Genomic DNA, 18,922 nt, shown 5'->3' on the forward strand with positions numbered 1-18,922 from the left:
GTCGTCGTTTCGGCGCCCCACGCAGAGCCTTCACACGCAAGGCCATCCCACTTACCGGAACACCCGAGCACCGTCCCGCGTACACCGCGGCTAGGCTGGCGGGCGAACCTCCACCACGCAGCGCTATGCTTGAAGGAACAACTAACAGCTTCCGAAGGATCCCCGTGATGGCACCGAACCCCTGCACGCTGGAACGCTCCCCCGCCGCGCGGGACCGGCACCACCGGCCGGGGAAGCCGTTCCGGCTCGGGTTCTTCACCCACGCCGCCCACCGTCCCGGCCAGCGCACCGCGGAGCTGTACGCGCAGCTGGTGGACACGGTGGTCGCGGCGGAGGAACTCGGCTACCAGAGCGCGTGGATCGGCCAGCACCACTTCGGCCTGGGCAACGGTTCCCTGCCCTCCCCGCTGGTCCTGATGTCCCACTTGGCGGCCCGCACCAAGACCATCCACCTCGGCACGGCCGTGACCACCCTGCCGCTGGAGGACCCGATCCGGCTGGCCGAGGACGCCGCCGTGCTGGACAGCCTCTCCGGCGGGCGGGTCCACCTGGGCCTGGGCAGCGCCGGCGGGGACCGCGCCTCCTTCCCCGCGTTCGGGCGCGCGCACGCGGACCGGCGCAGCATTTACGCCCGCAACCTGTCCGTCCTGCACCGCCTCCTCGACGGCGGGGCGGTGGGCGGCCCGGAGAACCCGGTGGGGCTCTTCCCGCCCGCGCCGGGGCTGCGCGGCCGGCTGTGGCAGGCGGCCGGCACCGTGGAGCGCGCCCGCCAGGCGGCCCGCGACGGGGACGGGCTGATGATCGGCTCGCTCCACGACCGTCCGGCCGAGGACCAGCTGCCGCGCGTGCTCGCCTACCTGGACGAGTGGGAGGCGGCGCAGGGCCCGGGGCGCGCCCCGCGCATCGCCGCCATGCGTTTCGCCTACTGGGGCCGCGACAAGGAGGACGTGCTGCGCCAGGTCGGACCCGAACTGGCCCGCCGGCAGGCCGGATCCGGGGCGGTGGACCCGCGGCTGCCGGGCCTGGATCCGCGGGCGTACCTGGAGCGCCTGGCCTGCTTCGGCTCCCCGGAGGACGTCACGGCCGGCTTCCTGGCCGACCCGGCGCTGCTGGGGTACGTCACCGACTTCCTGCCCAGCGTGGGCCTCTACCCGGCGGCCGGGGACGGGACGCCGGGCGCGGACCTGGACATCGCCCGACTGGCACGCTTCGCCCGGGACATCGCCCCGTCCCTGGGCTGGGGCGCGTAGGAATCCCTTCCCGGCGCGCTTTCCCCGTTCCGCATGCTCCTGCGTCGCGTGCATGGCGACGCGTCGGCCGTTATCGACGCACGGGCATGCATCCGGCGCACGGCACGGCTCTGCACACATCGCGGAGGACAGCACGACGCCGGCCGGTTCCGTCCACGGGGAACGGAACCGGCCGGCGTCGTACGTGTGCGGCTTGCGCGTGCGGTTCGCTAGGCCTTGGACGCCTCACCGACGGCGGCGGCCACGGCCCCGGCAACGCGCGGGTCCAGCGGGGAGGGCACGATGTACTCGGCGCCCAGTTCGCTCGCGTCGACCAGCGAGGCGATCGCGGTGGCCGCGGCGATCTTCATCTCCGGGGTGATCCGGCGGGCCCCGGCATCCAGCGCACCGCGGAAGATGCCCGGGAAGGCCAGCACGTTGTTGATCTGGTTCGGGAAGTCCGAACGCCCGGTGGCCACCACGGTCGCGTACTCGCGGGCGGTCTCCGGCATGACTTCCGGGTCCGGGTTGGACAGGGCGAAGATGATCGCGCCCTCGTTCATGCCGGCCAGGTGGTCCACCTCGACCTTCGAGGAGGAGACGCCGATGAACACGTCCGCGCCCTCGAGGGCCTCGCGGGTGCCACCCATGAGGTCGTCCTTGTTGGTCTTGGCCGCGTACTTGGCCTTGATGGCGTTCAGGTCGTCGCGGTTGCGGTGGATGATGCCCTTGGAATCGAGCAGCAGCACGTCGCCCAGGCCGGAGTTGATCAGGATCTCGGCGATCGCGATGCCGGCGGCGCCCGCGCCGGAGATGACGGCGCGCATCTCGGAGAAGTCCTTGCCGACCACCTTCGCGGCGTTGGTCAGCGCGGCGAGGACCACGACGGCGGTGCCGTGCTGGTCATCGTGCATCACCGGGCAGTCGAGGGCCTCGATCAGGCGCTCCTCCAGTTCGAAGCAGCGCGGGGCGGAGATGTCCTCCAGGTTGACCGCACCGAAGCTGGGGCGCAGGCGCACCAGGGTCTCGATGATCTCGTCGACGTCGGTGGTGTTCAGCACCAGCGGGATGGAGTCCAGGCCGCCGAAGTTCTTGAACAGGGCGGACTTGCCCTCCATGACCGGCAGCGACGCGGCCGCGCCGATGTCGCCCAGGCCCAGCACCGCGGTGCCGTCGGAGACGACCGCGACCAGGCGGGAGGCCCAGGTGTGGGTGGCGTGCATTTCCGGGTGCTCGGCGATGGCGCGGGAAACCTGGGCCACTCCCGGGGTGTAGGCGATGGAGAGGGCCCGCTTGGAGTCCAGCGGCATGGTGCAGGCCACGGAGAGCTTGCCGCCCTCGTGTGCGGCGAAGATTTCCTCGGTGGTGATTGCGGTCGAGTCGAGGCCGGAAGCGGAGTTAATGGGGGTGTCGATAGACATGGCTGTCTCCTGGAGAAAGTTTCTGAGGACGGTACAGGCATGACCGGAAACCGGTGCACTGATCCCCGTGGCGAATGCGATGGAAAATGCATGCCGGATGGAAAATGCGCGGTCCCGAGGAAATGGCGGCACCCCAAAGGGGATGCGGGCATCCTTGCCTGGCCCTGCGCGAGCCCTCCCGGGGTGAAGGAGGCTACGGCAGATGCAGTGGTCAGTACTTTCTTTAGACCGTGGGTACAACGCTAAACCATTAACCACCCCGGCGCCACCCGCGGGCGAACCGTACTGCCAGGCAGAATCCGCTGGACAATCCCCGTTTCGGCCGGCGGAACGCCGAAATCCCGCGGTTCTGCGGCATGATGGTGCCATGCCTTCGGAGACCACCGCGCTCGCCAAAACGACCCACCACGAGGCCCTTTCCGCCGCCGACGCCTCCCGGCTCGCGGCCGCCCTGGAGGATTCCCGGGATACCACCGTTTTCGTCAACGGCACCTCGGTGCGCCTGCCGGAGGGGGCGACCGCCGCCGTCCTGGACCTTCTGGCGCGGCTGGCCGCCGGCGAGGCCGTCACCGTCAGCACGGCCGAGCGGCTGCTCAACACCTCCCAGGCCGCCCAGCTGGCCGGGGTGTCCGTGACCTACATGCGCCGGCTCACCGACTCCGGCACGGTCCCCGTCGAGTACCGGGGCACGCACCGGCGCATCCGCCCCGCCGACGTCCTCGCGTGGGTCGAGGCCCGCAACGCGGCACGCGCGGCCGCACCCGGCCCCGACGCGGCCGCGGAGGCGTAGCCGGGGCCACGGGCCCGTTAGTTACGGCCGGGCCGCGGCCGCCGTGCGGGACTCCGTTTTGCGCTCCGTCCTGGGTGCCAGTACCCGGCGCAGGTCCTCGACCATCAGGGCCGCGGCCGAATCCGCCCGCGCGGAGACGTTGCCGTAGCTGAAGAAGCCGTGGGTGAGCCCTGGGAAGGCGCGCAGGATTACCGGCGCGCCGGCGGCGTTCAGGGCCTCCGCGAAGCGCACGTTGTCCGCATACAGGAAGTCGTTGGTGCCCACGCCGATGACGGTCGGCGGGAAGTCCGCCAGGTTGGGCGCCAGCACCGGGGAAACCCGCGGATCCTCCCGCTGCCCGGGGGTGTTGCCGGGACCGAGGTAGGCCGCGGCATGGTCGCCGGGCGTGGTGCGAAAGTCCGTGGCCGGATAGATCAGCAGCAGCGCGGCAACGTCCATCCCCTCGGCCAGCAGCAGGGAGGCCGCGGCCGCCGCGAGGTTGCCGCCGGCGCTGTCGCCGGCGAGGACCAGCTTCGAGGCGTCGCCCCCGAAACGGTCGATGTTCGCCACCACCCAGCGGATCGCCTCCACCACGTCCCCGAACCCGGCAGGGAAGCGGTGCTCGGGGGCCAGCCGGTAGTCGACCTGCACCACGTGGGCGGGCAGGCGGGCGGCGATGCGGCTGGCGTTGGCCTCGTGCGAGTCCAGGTCGCCGATGATCCAGCCTCCGCCGTGGATGTAGACGACGGTCGTGTCCGCCTCGGCGAACGGGCGCTGGAAGCGCAGCGGAACCGGGCCGTTGGGGCCCTCGATGCTCCCGTCCAGGACCTCGGCGACGTCGAAGAACTGCGGCGGGTAGAACCGCTCGCGCGCCAGCACTCCACGGGCGCGGGCTTCGGGTCCGGTGCGCAGCGTGCCGTCCGGGCGGTTCAGGAGGGGCGCGATCCGCGAGGCACCCAGGCGGGCCTCCAGCGCGGCAGTCTCGGGTTCGACGGCGGTCCGCTCGCCGCCGAGCATCTCGCGGCGCAGGAAATCCAGGGACTTCGCCAGCACCAGCGGCAGGGACTGCGCCCCGTCGAAGACGTGCCCGCCGGGGACCTCGAGCAGTTCGGTGGCCACCTCCGCCTCCCGCAGCGCGCGGTGCAGGAGGCGGCTCTGCTCCGCGGGGATCTGCTCGTCGTCCAGCCCGTGCGCGATGAAGGTCGGCGACAGCCCGGCGGTGACATGGGTCAGCGGGGACAGGGCGCGCAGGTCCCACACCGGATCGGCGGCGAGCACGGAGATGGGGTCGTTCGCGGTGGCGACGACCTCGTCGCTGGTTGCCGCGACGGGGCCGGCGAGCGCCTCCAGGTCCGAGGGGCCGTACCAGTCGACGACGGCCTGGACGGCCTCGGACTGGGGAAAGTCGGACCCCGGGCCGTACTCCCCCACCCCACGCTCTCCGACGCCGCACTCTCCGACACCACCGTGTAGCGGCGGCAGCCATCCGGCCAGCAGGGCCAGGTGCGCCCCCGCGGACTCGCCCCACAGCGCCACCTTGCCGGCGTCGAGGCCGAAGCGGTCGGCGTGGGCGCGCAGCCACCGGACGGCGGCGCGCACGTCGTGGACGGCCGCCGGCTGGGGCGCTTCCCGCACCAGCCGGTAGTCGATCTTGGCCACGGCGAAGCCGGCCTCGACGATGGAATCGACCACGCGATGCCGGTGGAGGTTCGGGGCCTGGCGGCGGCGGGAGCCGAACATCCAGCCTCCGCCGTGGATCCACACCACCAGCGGAACCGGCTTGTCCGACGGGGGCACCAGCAGGTCAAGGAACTGCGGGCGGTAGCCCGCCTCCGCCGCATAGACCATGGAGTCCCACAGGCGCACGCCGCCGTCGAGCCGGACCGGATCCGGCTGCACAAAGGCGGCGGTTCCATCGGACAAGGGTCCCGGCTCGGGGCTCCACAACTGCGGCACGTCGTCTCCTCATTCGCTGCGGGGTTTTCCTGACATTTTCTGCAAGCGCTTGCAAGTGATTGCACTCACAGTCTAATGTGATGCAACGGCAAATCAAACCGGCCCGGCGACTCCCCCGCCGGCCGGCCGACTTCCCCCAGGAGACACCATGCAGTTGAGCACCTCCCCGGCATTGGCGCCGGGCTCCGCGGCCCCGGTCGCGACGCCTCCCTCGGGCTCCCCCGGGGCCGGGCAGAAGAACATGGGCAAGCGCGCCGCGCTGAGCGCCTTCTTCGGCAGCCTGGTGGAGTACTACGACTTCATGCTGTTCGCCAGCGCCTCGGCCCTGATCTTCGGCCCGGTCTTCTTCGCCCCGCTGGGCAGCCTGGGCGCCATGCTGGCCTCGCTGGGCACCTTCGGCGTCGCCTACCTGGCCCGCCCGGTCGGAGCCGTGCTTTTCGGAACCTTCGGCGACAAGGTCGGCCGCAAACGCGCCCTGATGTGGTCCCTGAACCTCATGGGGGTCGCCACCGTGGTCATCGGCCTGCTGCCGGGCTACGGCACCATCGGCATCGCGGCCCCGATCCTGCTGGTCCTGATGCGCCTGCTCCAGGGCCTGTCCGCCGGCGGCGAGCAGGCGGGCTCCAACTCGCTGACCGTTGAGCACGCCCCCGAAGGAAAGCGCGGCCTGTACGCCTCCTGGACCATGATGGGCACCACCGCGGGCAACCTCCTGGGCGCCGTCGCGTTCATGCTGGTCGCCCTGATGCCGCACGACATCCTGCTGTCCTGGGGCTGGCGCGTCCCGTTCCTCATCGCCGCCCCGATGATGCTGGTGGCCGCCCTGATCCGCCGCAGCGTGGAGGAGACCGAGTCCTTCAAGGAAAACCAGCGCACCAACCAGAGCCCCAACGTTCCGCTCAAGGAAGTCTTCGTCCACCACTGGCGCTCGGTCCTGCGCGTCATCGGCTGCTGCCTGCTGGCCGTCATGGGCACCATCGTCAGCGTCTACGGCCTCTCCTACGCCGCCGGCGACCACGTCGGGATGAACCCGAGCACCTACCTGCTGGCCATCACCTTGGGCAATGTGGCGATGATGGTGGCGCTGCCGCTATGGGCCAAGTTCTCCGACCGCGTCGGGCGCCGCCCGGTCTTCGCCACCTCGATGATCGTCGCCGGCCTGCTGATCTTCCCGTTCCTGCTGGCCGTGTCCACGGGCAACTTCTGGCTGGTCCTCATCGCCGCGGTGATCGTCAGCGTTGTCGGTGGCGCCGCCAACGGCATCCAGTCCTCGCTCTACACCGAGATGTTCCCCTCCCGGGTCCGCTACACCGGCGTCGCCATCGGCACCCAGATCGGCTACATGGTCGGCGGCTTCGCCCCGGCGATCGCCAAGACCCTCGAGGGCGAAGGCTCCACCGGCTGGGTCCCCGTCGCCGTCTTCGCCTGCACGGCCCTGGTCGTCTCCGGTGTCTGCTCCCTCCTGGGCAAGGAGACCAGCAAGCTGAACCTGAAGCAGCTGGACGTCCGCTAACCCGCCCCCTTTCAAGCTTCACCGCTTCACCGCTTCACAGGCAGGCGGCCTCCCCGGCGGGGAGGCCGCCTGTCCGCTGACCACCATTGCCGCCGCCCCGGATCCAAGGAGAACCCCATGCCCGCTCCCATCACGCCAGTCCACGTCAAGGGCACGCCCATCGGTGAGGGAAGACCTAAGATCGTCGTCTCCGTCACCGGCCGCACCACCGCGGCCCTGCTGGAGCAGGTCGACGCCCTCGCCGGGCACGGCGTGGACATCGTCGAATGGCGCGTCGACCACTTCGGGGCGCTCGCGGACCTCGAGTCCGTGCTGGCGGCCGGGCGGGAACTGGCCGCGCGGCTGGCGGACATCCCGCTGCTGTTCACCTGCCGCACCTCTGCGGAGGGTGGCGCGGCGGAGATCTCCGCGGCGGCCTACGCGACGCTCAACGCGACCCTTGCCGCCTCCGGGCTGGTGGATTTGGTGGACGTGGAGTACGAGCGCGACGGCGCCGCCGTCGAACGCGTCCTCGCCGCGGCCCGCGCGCACGGCGTCCCGGTGGTCGCCTCCTACCACGACTTCGGCAAGACGCCGGCCCGCGGGGAGATCGTCGCGCGGCTGTGCGCCATGCAGGAGGCCGGGTTCGACGTCTGCAAGATCGCCGTGATGCCGCGTTCGGCGGCGGACGTGCTCACGCTGCTGGACGCCACCCGGACCATGCACGAGGACCATGCGGACCGGCCCCTCATCACGATGTCCATGGGGCCGCTGGGCCTGGTGTCGCGCCTGGCCGGCGGGCTGGTCGGCTCGGCGGCGACCTTCGGGATGGTGGGCGAGGCGTCCGCGCCGGGGCAGGCGCCGGTGGACGAGCTGTCCGCGGCGCTGCGCCTGCTCGACGCCGGGTCGGCCGTTCCGGCACGCGGCTAGCGGCGGGCGCCCGGCCTCACCCTCCGGGGTGCTTCGGGGCTCCGGCCAGGGTGCCCGGCGCCAGGGCGTGCGCCAGACTCTGGGGATCGAGCAGGCCGCTGTCCGCGACGAGGTCCATGATGCTCCGCCGACTGGCCAGCGCCTCCTTCGCAAGCTCGGCCGCGGCCCCGTAGCCGATCAGGGGTGCCAGCCCCGTGACCACGCTGATCGATTCGGCCATCCGTTGCTGCAGCACCGGGAGGTTGGCTTCGATCCCGTCGACGCAGTGGGTTCGGAGTTGGCGGCAGGCCGCGGTGAGCCAGGCGATCGATTCAAGCAGCGCGTCGGCCATGACCGGTTCGAACGCGTTCAGCTGCAGCTGGCCGGACTCCACGGCCATGGTCACCGTCGCGTCGGTGCCCACGATGCGGAAGGCCACCTGGTTGACCATTTCCGGGATGACCGGATTCACCTTGCCGGGCATGATCGAGGATCCGGCCTGCACCGCGGGAAGGAAGATCTCGGCGAAGCCGGTTTGCGGGCCGGAGGAGAGCAGGCGCAAGTCGTTGCAGATCTTCGAGAGCTTGACCGCCGCGCGCTTGAGGACCCCGGAGACCAGCAGGAAGACGCCCGTGTCGCCGGTGGCCTCGACCAGATCGGATGCCGAGACCAGATGGAGGCCCGTCACCGTGTTCAGCTCGGCGATCACCGACCGCGCGTACCCCGGCGGAGCCGTGATCCCCGTGCCGATGGCTGTGGCCCCGAGATTCGACTCGCTCAGGTGCGGCCGCAGCTCCTCGATCCGGCGCCTGTCCTCGCGCAGGGTCTCGGCAAAGGCCCCGAATTCCTGCCCCAGGGTCATGGGGACCGCGTCCTGGAGCTGGGTGCGGCCGACCTTCACGATGCCGTCGAAAGAGGCGGCCTTCGCGGAGAAGGAGTCGCTGAGCCTGGCGTGCTCGGCGCAGAGCTCCGCGAGGTCCCGGAGCAAGGCGATCTTGATGGCGGTTGGGTAGACGTCATTGGTGGACTGGCTCCGGTTCACGTCATCGATGGGATGCAGGGCGCGGTAGTGCCCCCTCTCGTGGCCCAGCAGCTCCAGGGCCCGGTTGGCGATCACCTCGTTGACGTTCATGTTGGTGCTTGTCCCCGCGCCGCCTTGGATCCGGTCCACGACCAGCTGGTCCGCGAACCGGCCGTCCATCACTTCCCGCGCGGCCGCCTGGATGGCCGCGGACTTGGCCGGGCTGAGCAGTCCGAGTTCCTCGTTGGCACGGGCGGCGGCGCACTTCACCGCCCCCAGGCCCCACACGAGTGAGCGCAGCGTGCCGATGCTGCGGCCGCTGACCTGGAAGTTCTCCACGGCGCGGAGGGTGCTGATTCCCCAGTAGGCGTCCGCGGGAACGTGGCGCGCGCCAAGACTGTCGCGCTCCAAACGGGCGCCGGGGGGTGTGGGTTCGTTGTCCATGGTCCTGTTTCTCGGAGGCGAGTGGTCTGTTCGGCGGAGGACTGGCTAGGCCAGGTAGTCGAGGGCGGTGAGCGCGAGGGCGGCGGCGCCGTCGTGGATGGCGCGGTTCGCCGCTTCGCCAACGCAGTGGGCCGCGAATTCCGGCTGGTGGTTGGCAGCGGGGTAGCAGTCAAGGCCGATGTAGGGATGGATGGCGGGAACGATTTGGGACACGTTGCCCATGTCCGTCGAGGCCCGGTTCATGGTCGCCTGCTCGGGCGGGGCATCGAAACTCCTCCCCAGGGATTCCGCGTGCCGCACATAGAGCTCCAGCGCGCGCAGGTCGGTGCGGAACTCGGAGTAGGGCTCGGACTCGGGCTGGATTTCCAGCTCGCACCCGCTGGCCAGCGCTCCGGCCTCGAAGCACCGGTAGACGCGCTTCTCGAGTCCTTCCAGCTCCGCTAGCGTCTCGGCGCGAACGTACCATCGGCCCTCGGTCCGCTCCGGAATGGCATTGGGCGCCTCCCCTCCGCGGGTTTGGATTCCGTGCACGCGGGTCCCGGCCGGCAGCTGTTGCCGAAGCAGGCCAAGGGCCACCTGGGCGACGACAAAGGCGTCGTTGGCGTTGACTCCCTGTTCCGGGTAGGCCGCCGCGTGGGCGGCCTTTCCGCGAAACTCCACGTGGCTATGAGAGACCGCGTAGGGCCGCGCCTCGGCCGCGTCAACGGGGCTGGGGTGGGCCATCAGGGCCAGGTCCAGGCCGGTGAAGGCCCCGCGCTTGAGCAGTTCGATCTTGCCGCCCCCGCCTTCCTCGGCGGGCGTTCCGTACAGCTCCACGGTCAGGTCCCGCTCGTCGGCGAACCGCGCCAGGGCCAGGGCCGCACCGCAGGAGATTGCGGCAATGATGTTGTGACCGCACGCGTGGCCCAGGCCGGGCAGGGCGTCGTACTCGGCCATCAGCCCGATCCGCCTGCTGCCGGTGCCGAACACCGCCCGCAGGGCCGTGGGGAAGCCCAGGTAGGAGCGTTCGATCCGGAATCCCCGCTGCTCCAGCAGCTGCGCGGTCCATTCGGCGGCCCGGTGCTCCTGCCAGCCGAGTTCGGGGTGGGCGTGCAGCCGTTCGGAGTAGGCCACCAGCTCGGCCTGCTCTTGGTCCACGGTGGCCAGGACCCGCTCCCGCGGGGTGGCGGACGGCCCGGCCGCCACCCCGCCTGCGGTGGTCCGCACCGCCTCAGCGCCCATCGCCGGGCACTCCGTAGCCGGCCGAGGCGGCCGGGTCCAGGCCGCGCACCACGTAGTCCTGGCGCTGGGGCAGCCACACCTCCAGGACGCGGGCCAGCTCCTCCACCGGGTCCTCGTGCCAGTCCACGCGCAAATCGGTGTCGCGCCAGCCGTGGCCGGAGACGACGCTGATCCCGGCCGAGTACACCGGGCCGGCCTCGCCGCCGGCGGCGAGGCCGGCCCGCAGGGCGGTGAGCAGCCGCTGCTCCAGCTCGCCCTCCGCCTGTTCGAACGCGTCGCACAGGGCCTGGGGCACCCCGGGGTTGGCGAGCATGTTTCCGGCGGCCACGCTGTGGGCGCCGCGGCCCTCGCCGAACACCCCCAGGGTGTGCGCGCCGTGGAAGACGGCGGTGCCCCCGCGGGCGTCGAGCACAACGAGCTGGCGGTAGTCCGCCGCCGGGGCGGTGTCCACGACGGCGTCGAGCGCCTCGCGCGCCGAGCCGCCGGCCTCGAGCCGGTCCAGCAGGGCCCCGCCCAGCCGCGGGTCGGTGATGTTCTGCGAACTGACGGCGCCGGCGCCGTCGCGCAAGTGGGCGCAGCGGGCGGCAACGGCGGGCGAGGAGGAGGACACCGCGATGCCGAAGCGTCCCTGTCCGTCGGTCGCTGCGATGCTGAACGTCATGCCGTCTCCCCGGACAGCACGGCCGTGGCGTCGATCTCCACGAGCCACTCCGGGCGCGCGAGGGCCTGCACGACGATGCCGGTCGAGACGGGGAACACTCCCTTGAGCCACCGGCCCATGGTGCGGTAGACGGTTTCGCGGTACCGGGGGTCGATGAGGTAGACGGTGACCTTGACGATGTCCTCAAGGCTGCTTCCGGCTTCCTTCAGCAGCAGGTCGATGTTCGCCATGGCCTTCTCGGTCTGGGCCTCGACGTCGCCGATGCCCACGGATTCGCGGGTGTCCAGGTCCTGGCCGATCTGGCCGCGGAGGTAGACGACGCCGTTGGCCACGACGGCCTGGCAGAGGTCGTTGTCGAGGTTCTGTTCCGGGTAGGTGTCCTTGGTGTTGAACGGACGGATGCGGGTGTGTTTCATCAGCGGGATTTTCCTGTTCTGGAGTGGGTGGATGCTTGGGCCTCGGCGCGCTCGCCGAGGCATGGCGTTCAGGAGGCGGTGGCGTTCAGGAAGCGGGGGCAGCGGACAGTTGCGCCTCCCGGGCCGGCCGGGTGGCGCCGTCGGGCCCGTAGTCGAGGTATCCCCGCTGGATCTTGATGTGGTCGGCCAGGTACTTGGCGTCGTGCCAGACCCCCCAGATGAAGCTTGAGCCGCGGCGCGACTGCCAGGGCAGTCCCAGGAAGTAGACGCCGGGCTCGGACGCCACGCCGCGCTGGTGCTTCGGCCGGCCGTTCGGGTCGAACGTGTCGACCTGCAGCCAGCCGTAGTCGACGGCGAAGCCGGTTGCCCAGACGATCGAGGCGACCCCGGCGCCGGCGAGGTCGAGTTCGAGCAGCGGGTTCGTCACGCACTCCGGGTCGGGCCCCAGGATGTGGGCCTCCGGCTCCTCTGGAAGGTCGAGGCCGTTGCGCTCGATGTAGGCGTCGGCCTCCTGAAGCAGCGCGAGGTAGTTGGCGTCGCCCCTGGCGATGTTGCCGCCGAGGTCCGGCGCGAAGCGCAGGGTCCCGTTCCGGTAGGACTCGGCCCGGCCGACGAGCCGGATACCGCTCTCGGCGAGGGCGCGGAAGTCGACAGTGTGGCCGCCGTTGGCTCCGCTCACCGCGATCGTGACGTGCTCGGCGCCCTGCGGCGGGGCGGATGCCTCCCACTTGTTGAGGACGCCGAGCCACCAGCAGAAGTCGCGCCCGCGGTAAGCGCGCGGCGGCCGGTCGTGCGGGCCGACCGCGAGGTAGACCTGCCGGCCCGACTTCCGGATTTCTTCGGCGATCTGCACCCCGGAGGATCCGGCGCCGACCACCAGGACGGGGCCTTCGGGAAGCTGCTGCGGGTTGCGGTAGGAGCTGGAGTGGATCTGCCGGATGCCCGCCTGGTCCGGAACCAGGGCCGGGATGACCGGGCGCTGGAAGGGGCCCGTCGCGGCCACCACGTAGCGGGCGTCGATGGTTCCTTCCGACGTCTCCACGCGGAAGCCGGGCCGGCCGATGTTCTTGCGCACTGAAGTCACTTCCACGCCGCATCGGATCGGCGCGTTGAACTTCTCCGCGTATTCCTCGAAGTAGTCCGCCACCTGCTCTTTGGAGGCGAAGGCGTCGGGGGCGACGTCGCTGAACTCCAGGCCCGGGAAGCGGTCGTGCCAGGCCGGCCCGTTCGCCACCAGGGAGTCCCAGCGCCCCGAGCGCCACCGCTCGGCGATGCGGTCGCGCTCCAGGACCAGATGCGGCACCCCGGCCTTGCTGAGGTGCTCGCTCATCGCCACCCCGGCCTGGCCGGCGCCGACGATGACGACTTCGGTTTCTTCGTTCGACATCCCTGTCTCCATTCCGTCTCGGAGGTCTTGGAATCCAGACTGGTTCGCCCCGCTTGATCTGTAAAGCAGTGGTTTCCGTTCCACTGCATCGAAAAAACAGATGTAGCATGGAGGGATGGACGTCACGCTCACGCAGCTGCGCTACTTCTCCGAGGCCGCGGCCTGCCTTTCCATGACGGGCGCCGCCGAAAGGCTCAACGTGGTCCAGTCGGCCGTTTCCACCGCCGTCTCCCAGCTGGAGCGGCACGTGGGAGCGCAGTTTTTCATCCGCCAGCGTTCCAAGGGGCTGATCCTCACCCCCGCGGGAGAGTCGTTCCTGCGCGACGCCCAGAGCGTCCTCGCGCGGCTGGAAGAGGCGCTGGACCACGCCCGCGGCGAACAGCAGGCGATCGAAGGCAGGGTGCGCCTGGCCTGCTTCAGCACGCTGGCGCCGTTCCTGATGCCCGGTCTCCTGGCACGGCTGCGCACGGAGAACCCGCGGCTGGAGCTCGACGTCACGGAGGCCGACATGGCGGGGTGCGCCGCGGCACTGCTCAACGGGCAGGCCGATCTGGCGCTGTGCTACGACCTGGGCCTTCCGCCGGGGATCACCACCACAACGGTGGCCACCTCCCGCCCGTACCTGGCCCTGCCTCCGGACCACCGGCTGGCCGGACGCGGCACGGCGTCCCTGGCGGAACTGCGCGAGGAGCCGTTCGTGCTGCTTGACCTGCCGCACACGCGCGACCTGATGCTTTCCATCCTCGGCGTGGCCCACGTCCAACCCGACGTCAGGTTCCGCTCCGCCAGCTACGAGACCGTCCGGACCTTCGTCGCCCACGGCCACGGGTACTCCGTCCTGCACCAGCGTCCGCGGCACGGCTGGACCTACGACGGCGGAAAGGTGGCCGTGGTGGAGATCGCCGAGGAGGTCCCGGAACTGCGCACCGTCCTGGCGAGCCTGGCAAGCCAGCGGGCGACGGCGCGCCTGCGTGCCGTGGGACAGGCCGTGCGCCACCTGGTGGCCGATCCGCGGAAGGGTCCGGCCGGGAAGAGCTAGGGGGCCGCCGGGCTTCCGACGCCGAGCCTGGAGATGCTGCGGTGCAGCAACAGCCGCTGCCGCGATCCGCTCAGTGCGCCCGGGTCCAGCATCGAGGTGACGTGCAGCCCGATCATTAGGTTGAGCAGTTCCTCGGCCACCGCGTCGGGATCCGGGATCGGGGCGCATTCCCCGTCCACCTCGGCCTGGGCGAGGCAGGCGAGGATTTCCGAGCGCCAGTGTTCCAGCGCCGCCCGCCCGACGTCCCGCAGGGACTCCTCGGTCTGCGCACGCTGCCAGAAGGCGACGGCCACCCTGGCCTCGACGGTGGTGACCGGGTCGGCGGGGATGATCTCCAGGCAGAGCGCGTTCAGGGCGCCGATCCCGCGCTTTCCGGCACGCGACGCCGCGATGCGGTCGTTGGTGTTGTCGCAGATGAGCCGGTAGGCGGCCAGGAGCAGGGCGTCCTTGTTCGGAAAGTAGTGGGCCAGCACGCCCGGGCCCGCATACCCGCACGCATGGGCGATGTCACGCATGCTGGCGTTCTCGATCCCCTGTTCGGCGATGAGCCGCCAGGTGGTCTCGATGATGGTGCGGCGGCGTTCCCCATGGTCGACAAGGCGGGGCATGTGACTCCTCGGAAAAGGCCACGCTGGCGGCCTGCGGTGAGTGGACTGGCGGCGTCGGGCCCTTACGGACCCGACGCCGCCACGTTACCCGGGAATCAGTGGCAGCCGCCCCCGGCGTCGCAGTGGCGCGCAGTGTTCGCCGGGACGTTCAGGGCGGGGTTGCCGTCGAAGAAGCCGTGGGGCTTGAGCATGAAGCCGACCGTGTCCACCGGCATGATGGGCCAGTCCTCCGGGCGCGGGAAGTGCGTGAGGCCGAAGGAATGCCACACCACGATGTCCTGCCCGTCGATGTCCCGGTCCTGGGCGACGTAGGCCGGCAGGCCCGCCCCGCCCGGGTGCTGGTTGACCAGGTCGCCCGCGGCGTAGAGTTCGCCCTCCGCGTGCCGGGTGACCCACAGGTGGTGCCGGGCAAAGGCGGCGCGGGCGGCGATGGAGGAATCGTCCGCCATCGCCAGGGTGGGGCCGGCCTGCGGGTAGAGCGTGTAGCCGACCGGGTGGCCGACGTGGTTCAGCGAACCCGGGTTGCTGATCTGCCACACCCGGCCGACGGCGGCGTCCGCGTCGCGGACGGCCTGCGACTCGCGCGCGAGCAGGGTGCGCTTCTGCGTGAAGGCGTTCCCGTGCGGGTTGTTCCGGTCCTTGGGCAGGCGCACCATGTCCAGTTCCTCGACCCGGTTCTCCGTGCCGTCGACCATCATGTCCAGCCGGGCGCTGAAGAGGTGCTGGTGGTAGGGGGCGCCGAGGCCGGGGGCGATCTCGGAGGCGTAGGGATATTCGCTGTCCGGCAGGGCGGCCGTGAAGACGATGCCGGTGGCCTTGGCCTCGAACTCGATCGTCCCGTCCAGGTAGAGGTACCAGTAGAAGCCGTAGTCGTAGTTGCCGACGGTGGTGAAGAAGGAGACAACGAGCCTGCGGTTGCGGCGCACCTCGTTCGAGCCCGCCCACTCGTCGGTGTGCTTCCACAGGATGCCGGCGTCTTCCTCGTGGATGCAGATGCCGTTTTCGATGGTGCGGGGGTTGCCGAAATCGTCGGCGACCACGGGAGAGAGGTAGGTGATCTCCCCGAGGCAGTCGCAGCCCAGGCGCAGGGAGTTGGCGTCGCGGCCCACCAGGTATTCGCCGGAGTCGAAGTAGTTCTGCCAGCTGCGCACCGGGGCCGGGTCGCCGTAGGGCACCACCATCTCGGAAATCGAAGCGCGGTGGACCAGCGGCCGGCGGCGGCCGGCGTGGGTGTGGTGGAGCTGGTGCAGGACCAGGCCTTCCCGGGCGTCGAAACCGATGCGCAGGTCCCAGCCCGCCCACGTCAGGAGGTTGCCCTCCATGGAGAAGCTGGGGCCCTCGGGCTGGATGACCTCGATGGGCTTGAGATCGGTGCGCAGCTCGCCGTGGATGGCCGGGTCCGTGTAGTTGCCGTTCACCTGCGGGACGGGAACGGGCCCGAGGTCGATGAGCCGGTCGACGCGGCCCCGTTCCATGTCGACGAAGGCCACCAGCCCGTCGATCGGATGGGCCCAGGCATGGTCGGCCGGACCGTCCTGGCGGAAGCCGAGGCCCCGGAGCAGGCGCTTGCCCTCCTCGTTGGGGTACTCGAAGACTCCCGCGGAAAGGGGAGCCACGCGGACCTGTTCGGGCGTCAGCCCCCGGCTGGCCAGCGCGCCTTGCCAGCCGGCGTCGGCGGCAAGGATCCGCTCGATCTGCTCGAATTCCTCCAGCAGGACGGGCACCTGCCCGTCGACGGCCGGGTCCAGTTCCCGGGAGTCCAGCACGGCGGCCGAGGACAGCGAAACCGTCACGTCCAGCGAACGGCCCAGGGTCGCGTCCCAGAGCATGACCCGCACCTTCCGGTCGGGGTTTCGGGATCCCGCGCCGTAAAGCTCGGCCTTGGACGGCTCCAGCAGGCCGAGATAGGCGAACCTCGTCGATTCCAGGACCAGCCCCGCCTCCTCGAGAATGCGCCGGGCTTCCCTGATTTCGGAGCCCGAAAGCTGGTTCAGCGGGTGCAGGGTTTCAACTTCGGGGGAACGCGTCTCTAGTGTCATGGCACTTCCTGTCGGGAATTTTTGGTGATACAACTGTTCAACCAAGATGATGTTAGCCAAGTCACGGGTCGCCGTAAAGGGCCGATCGGGCCAGGCCGGCGTCGTCACCCGTCCGCAACGAGGAGTGACGTGATGGCCGCAAAAGGCTCCGGGGGAAACCCCTGCGGGCTTGCGCTCCCGGCCCTGGTGCTCATCGGGTCGGCCGCCCACGTGGGCGCCGCGGCGGCAGCCGGGGGCGCGATGGCCTGGGGCATGGGGGGCATGGCCCTCGCCTGTCTGACGTGCCTGATCCACCTGCGGACTGGGGGCCGGGGCGGTTCCTGCGCCGCGACCCACTTGCTGTTCATGTCCGCCGGCATGGTCCTGGTGCACATGGCGTGGCTGACGCTGCACGGCGGGCACGCCGGACACCATGAAGCGCTGCCGGGCCCGCTGCCAGCCGCGGCCACGCACTCACAAACACTGCACGCCCAGGCGATGCTCGCCGTCGTGGCCGTCGAAGTGTTCTGCATGGCCGGCGCCGCCGGCCTGCTCCGCCGGGCCCGAACGGGCGCCCGGGGAGCAAGCCCGACCCATCCCCACCCAGAGGAGAACCACCATGACCATCGGAGAGACCTTGACCCCATGGACCGAAAGGGCCAGCAGGCTCCGCCCCGATGGCCGCTCGCTCATCGGCGGCGAGCGCACGTCCGCGCTGTCCGGTAGGACGCGCCCCACCACCAACCCGGCGACCGGATCGGCCCTTGCGGAACTGGCCGCCTGCGGGGCCGAAGACGTCGACCGGGCGGTGGCCGCCGCGCGCCGGGCCCAGCCCGCCTGGGCGGCGATGGGCGCGGAGGGGCGAAAGGAGGCCCTGCTCGGCTGGGCCGCGGTGCTGGAGCAGCACTCGATGGAGCTCGCCCTGCTGGAGAGCCTCGACAGCGGACGCCCCGTTCTCCAAACCAGCACGGTCGACGTGCCCGGGGCCATCTCGTGCCTGCGGTGGTATGCCGAGGCCGCCGACAAGCTGGCCGGGGAGCTTCCCGCGGTGCCGCCGGGCGCCGTCGCCCAGGTCAGCCGGGAACCCTTGGGCGTCGTGGCGGCGATCGTGCCTTGGAACTTCCCGCTGGAGATCGCGGCGTGGAAGCTGGGCCCCGCCCTGGCCTCCGGCAATACGGTGGTCCTCAAGCCGGCCGAGCAGACCTCCCTGAGCACGCTGCGCGCGGCGGAGCTCGCGGTCGAGGCCGGCCTGCCGGCGGGGGTCCTCAACGTGGTCACCGGTTCGGGACGCGAGGTGGGGACCGCCTTGGCCCACCACATGGACGTCGATGCGCTGGCCTTCACCGGCTCCACGGGCGTGAGCCGCACCCTGCTGGAGGCATCCGGGCGCAGCAACCTCAAGCGCCTCAGCCTCGAGGCGGGGGCAAGAGCTCGAACATCGTCTTTGCCGATACCGGCGACCTCGCGGCGGCCGCCGCGAAGGCAGCGTTCGGCGCCTACTACAACAACGGCCAGGTCTGCTCGGCGAACTCCCGCATCCTGGTCGAGCGGCCCATCTACGACGACTTCGTGCAGCTCCTGGCCGAGGCGGCGGCGGGCTACCGGCCGGCCGACCCGCTCGCGGGGGTTGCAGGGAACGGGGCCCTGATCTCCACCGCCCACGCCGACGCCGTTTCAGCATGGGTCCCGCGCGGCGCCGCGGACGGCACGGTCCTGTTCGGCGGGAACCGGGTGGAGATTTCCGGCTCCAACGCCTACCTCGAGCCGACGCTGATCGCCGGCCTGCCCGCGGACCACGCCGTCCACCGGGAGGAGATCTTCGGTCCCGTCGCCGTTGTGCATCCCTTCGACGCCGAAAGCGAAGCGGTGGCGCTGGCCAACGCGACGGACTACGGGCTGGCGGCCTCGGTGTGGACGTCCAGCCTGGGGCGCGCCCACCGGGTCGCGGGCGGCCTGGTGGCCGGCACCGTCTCGGTGAACACGGTGGACGCGCTGGGGAACACCACGCCCTTCGGGGGGTTCCGGCAGTCCGGGTTCGGCAGGGACCTGTCCCTGCACGCCTTCGACAACTACACGGCTCCGAAGACGACGTGGATCCAGTTCGGCTGAGCCGGTTCAGGTGATTCGGGCAAGCGGTGGCGCGTCCGGCGGAAGAGGCTTCCGCCGGACGCGCCACCGTCTATTTCATCATCTACAAAACAGATGCAGAGGATCGGAAAACGCTTGTTTACGTGATGCAGGCCACGCTCCTACGCTGACTTCAACGCGGCCAATCCCGCATTCGACCGCCCAAGCGGTCCCCCGTTCGGAGGAGTGACTCACGTGAACAAT

At 70.8% G+C, this 18,922-nt stretch carries 14 protein-coding genes and 1 pseudogene; 6 read left to right on the top strand and 9 right to left on the bottom strand.

Features of this window, described 5'->3' with window-relative positions; all coding sequences use genetic code 11:
• Window positions 1-167 precede the first annotated feature (167 nt).
• Entirely contained in the window at window positions 168-1,250 is a 1,083-nt protein-coding gene (locus tag ABD912_RS09470; RefSeq protein WP_345150304.1) for an LLM class flavin-dependent oxidoreductase, read from the top strand.
• A gap of 209 nt (window positions 1,251-1,459) precedes the next feature.
• Here the strand turns inward: ABD912_RS09470 and ABD912_RS09475 are convergent, their stop codons facing one another.
• Window positions 1,460-2,650 carry an NAD(P)-dependent malic enzyme gene (locus ABD912_RS09475; RefSeq protein ID WP_345150306.1) on the bottom strand — a complete coding sequence of 397 codons (1,191 nt, stop codon included), beginning with the start codon at window positions 2,648-2,650 and terminating at the stop codon, window positions 1,460-1,462.
• Between the two features lie 367 nt (window positions 2,651-3,017).
• Between ABD912_RS09475 and ABD912_RS09480 the strand changes: the two genes are divergently transcribed.
• On the top strand, window positions 3,018-3,440 hold the full coding sequence (locus ABD912_RS09480) for a helix-turn-helix domain-containing protein (RefSeq protein WP_345150308.1): 423 nt from the start codon (window positions 3,018-3,020) through the stop codon (window positions 3,438-3,440).
• A gap of 21 nt (window positions 3,441-3,461) precedes the next feature.
• On the opposite strand, the gene ABD912_RS09485 is transcribed toward ABD912_RS09480, so the two are convergent.
• Complete coding sequence (locus ABD912_RS09485; RefSeq protein WP_345150310.1) at window positions 3,462-5,375, bottom strand: alpha/beta hydrolase fold domain-containing protein; 1,914 nt, start codon at window positions 5,373-5,375, stop codon at window positions 3,462-3,464.
• 148 nt (window positions 5,376-5,523) lie between these two features.
• Here ABD912_RS09485 and ABD912_RS09490 point away from each other — a divergent pair, with 148 nt between their 5' ends.
• Together ABD912_RS09490 and aroD are read left to right on the top strand one after the other, a co-directional pair.
• Window positions 5,524-6,888 (top strand): MFS transporter, encoded by a 1,365-nt coding sequence (locus ABD912_RS09490; RefSeq protein ID WP_345150312.1) that lies wholly within the window; start codon window positions 5,524-5,526, stop codon window positions 6,886-6,888.
• A 117-nt stretch (window positions 6,889-7,005) separates the two neighbouring features.
• Window positions 7,006-7,797 carry a type I 3-dehydroquinate dehydratase gene (gene aroD / locus ABD912_RS09495; protein ID WP_345150313.1) on the top strand — a complete coding sequence of 264 codons (792 nt, stop codon included), beginning with the start codon at window positions 7,006-7,008 and terminating at the stop codon, window positions 7,795-7,797.
• A gap of 16 nt (window positions 7,798-7,813) precedes the next feature.
• On the opposite strand, the gene ABD912_RS09500 is transcribed toward aroD, so the two are convergent.
• The 5 genes from ABD912_RS09500 to ABD912_RS09520 form a co-directional block, all read right to left on the bottom strand.
• A complete protein-coding gene (locus ABD912_RS09500; RefSeq protein WP_345150314.1) occupies window positions 7,814-9,241 on the bottom strand; it encodes an aspartate ammonia-lyase in 1,428 nt (475 codons plus the stop codon).
• Between the two features lie 45 nt (window positions 9,242-9,286).
• A complete protein-coding gene (locus ABD912_RS09505) occupies window positions 9,287-10,462 on the bottom strand; it encodes a M20 family metallopeptidase (RefSeq protein WP_345150315.1) in 1,176 nt (391 codons plus the stop codon).
• Window positions 10,452-11,123, bottom strand: coding sequence for a DUF1028 domain-containing protein (locus ABD912_RS09510; RefSeq protein WP_345150316.1), 672 nt, complete (start codon window positions 11,121-11,123; stop codon window positions 10,452-10,454). Before ABD912_RS09510 ends, ABD912_RS09505 begins: the two co-directional genes overlap by 11 nt.
• Window positions 11,120-11,539 (bottom strand): RidA family protein, encoded by a 420-nt coding sequence (locus ABD912_RS09515; RefSeq protein WP_345150317.1) that lies wholly within the window; start codon window positions 11,537-11,539, stop codon window positions 11,120-11,122. The genes ABD912_RS09510 and ABD912_RS09515 overlap by 4 nt, the downstream gene beginning before the upstream one ends.
• 85 nt (window positions 11,540-11,624) lie before the next feature.
• Window positions 11,625-12,926, bottom strand: a complete 1,302-nt coding sequence (locus ABD912_RS09520; RefSeq protein ID WP_345150319.1) for a flavin-containing monooxygenase — start codon at window positions 12,924-12,926, stop codon at window positions 11,625-11,627.
• Window positions 12,927-13,041: 115 nt separating this feature from the next.
• Between ABD912_RS09520 and ABD912_RS09525 the strand changes: the two genes are divergently transcribed.
• Window positions 13,042-13,965 (top strand): LysR substrate-binding domain-containing protein, encoded by a 924-nt coding sequence (locus ABD912_RS09525; RefSeq protein WP_345150320.1) that lies wholly within the window; start codon window positions 13,042-13,044, stop codon window positions 13,963-13,965.
• Here the strand turns inward: ABD912_RS09525 and ABD912_RS09530 are convergent.
• Entirely contained in the window at window positions 13,962-14,573 is a 612-nt protein-coding gene (locus ABD912_RS09530; RefSeq protein ID WP_345150321.1) for a TetR/AcrR family transcriptional regulator, read from the bottom strand. The genes ABD912_RS09525 and ABD912_RS09530 overlap by 4 nt on opposite strands.
• Window positions 14,574-14,668: 95 nt before the next feature.
• Window positions 14,669-16,612, bottom strand: a complete 1,944-nt coding sequence (locus ABD912_RS09535; protein WP_345150323.1) for a primary-amine oxidase — start codon at window positions 16,610-16,612, stop codon at window positions 14,669-14,671.
• A gap of 598 nt (window positions 16,613-17,210) precedes the next feature.
• On the opposite strand from ABD912_RS09535, the pseudogene ABD912_RS09540 reads away from it, so the two are divergent.
• Window positions 17,211-18,700 (top strand): annotated as a pseudogene (locus ABD912_RS09540) (aldehyde dehydrogenase family protein).
• Window positions 18,701-18,922 lie beyond the last annotated feature (222 nt).

Origin of the sequence: Arthrobacter ginkgonis (assembly GCF_039540195.1) — a bacterium.
Taxonomy (GTDB): Bacteria; Actinomycetota; Actinomycetes; order Actinomycetales; family Micrococcaceae; genus Zafaria; species Zafaria ginkgonis.

Coding starts and splice junctions, on each gene's coding strand:
- ABD912_RS09515 (WP_345150317.1), bottom strand. CDS start 11,539: ATGAAACACACCCGCATCCGTCCGTTCAACACCAAGGACACCTACCCG.
- ABD912_RS09530 (WP_345150321.1), bottom strand. CDS start 14,573: ATGCCCCGCCTTGTCGACCATGGGGAACGCCGCCGCACCATCATCGAG.
- ABD912_RS09520 (WP_345150319.1), bottom strand. CDS start 12,926: ATGTCGAACGAAGAAACCGAAGTCGTCATCGTCGGCGCCGGCCAGGCC.
- ABD912_RS09475 (WP_345150306.1), bottom strand. CDS start 2,650: ATGTCTATCGACACCCCCATTAACTCCGCTTCCGGCCTCGACTCGACC.
- ABD912_RS09500 (WP_345150314.1), bottom strand. CDS start 9,241: ATGGACAACGAACCCACACCCCCCGGCGCCCGTTTGGAGCGCGACAGT.
- aroD (WP_345150313.1), top strand. CDS start 7,006: ATGCCCGCTCCCATCACGCCAGTCCACGTCAAGGGCACGCCCATCGGT.
- ABD912_RS09490 (WP_345150312.1), top strand. CDS start 5,524: ATGCAGTTGAGCACCTCCCCGGCATTGGCGCCGGGCTCCGCGGCCCCG.
- ABD912_RS09525 (WP_345150320.1), top strand. CDS start 13,042: ATGGACGTCACGCTCACGCAGCTGCGCTACTTCTCCGAGGCCGCGGCC.
- ABD912_RS09510 (WP_345150316.1), bottom strand. CDS start 11,123: ATGACGTTCAGCATCGCAGCGACCGACGGACAGGGACGCTTCGGCATC.
- ABD912_RS09505 (WP_345150315.1), bottom strand. CDS start 10,462: ATGGGCGCTGAGGCGGTGCGGACCACCGCAGGCGGGGTGGCGGCCGGG.
- ABD912_RS09480 (WP_345150308.1), top strand. CDS start 3,018: ATGCCTTCGGAGACCACCGCGCTCGCCAAAACGACCCACCACGAGGCC.
- ABD912_RS09535 (WP_345150323.1), bottom strand. CDS start 16,612: ATGACACTAGAGACGCGTTCCCCCGAAGTTGAAACCCTGCACCCGCTG.
- ABD912_RS09470 (WP_345150304.1), top strand. CDS start 168: ATGGCACCGAACCCCTGCACGCTGGAACGCTCCCCCGCCGCGCGGGAC.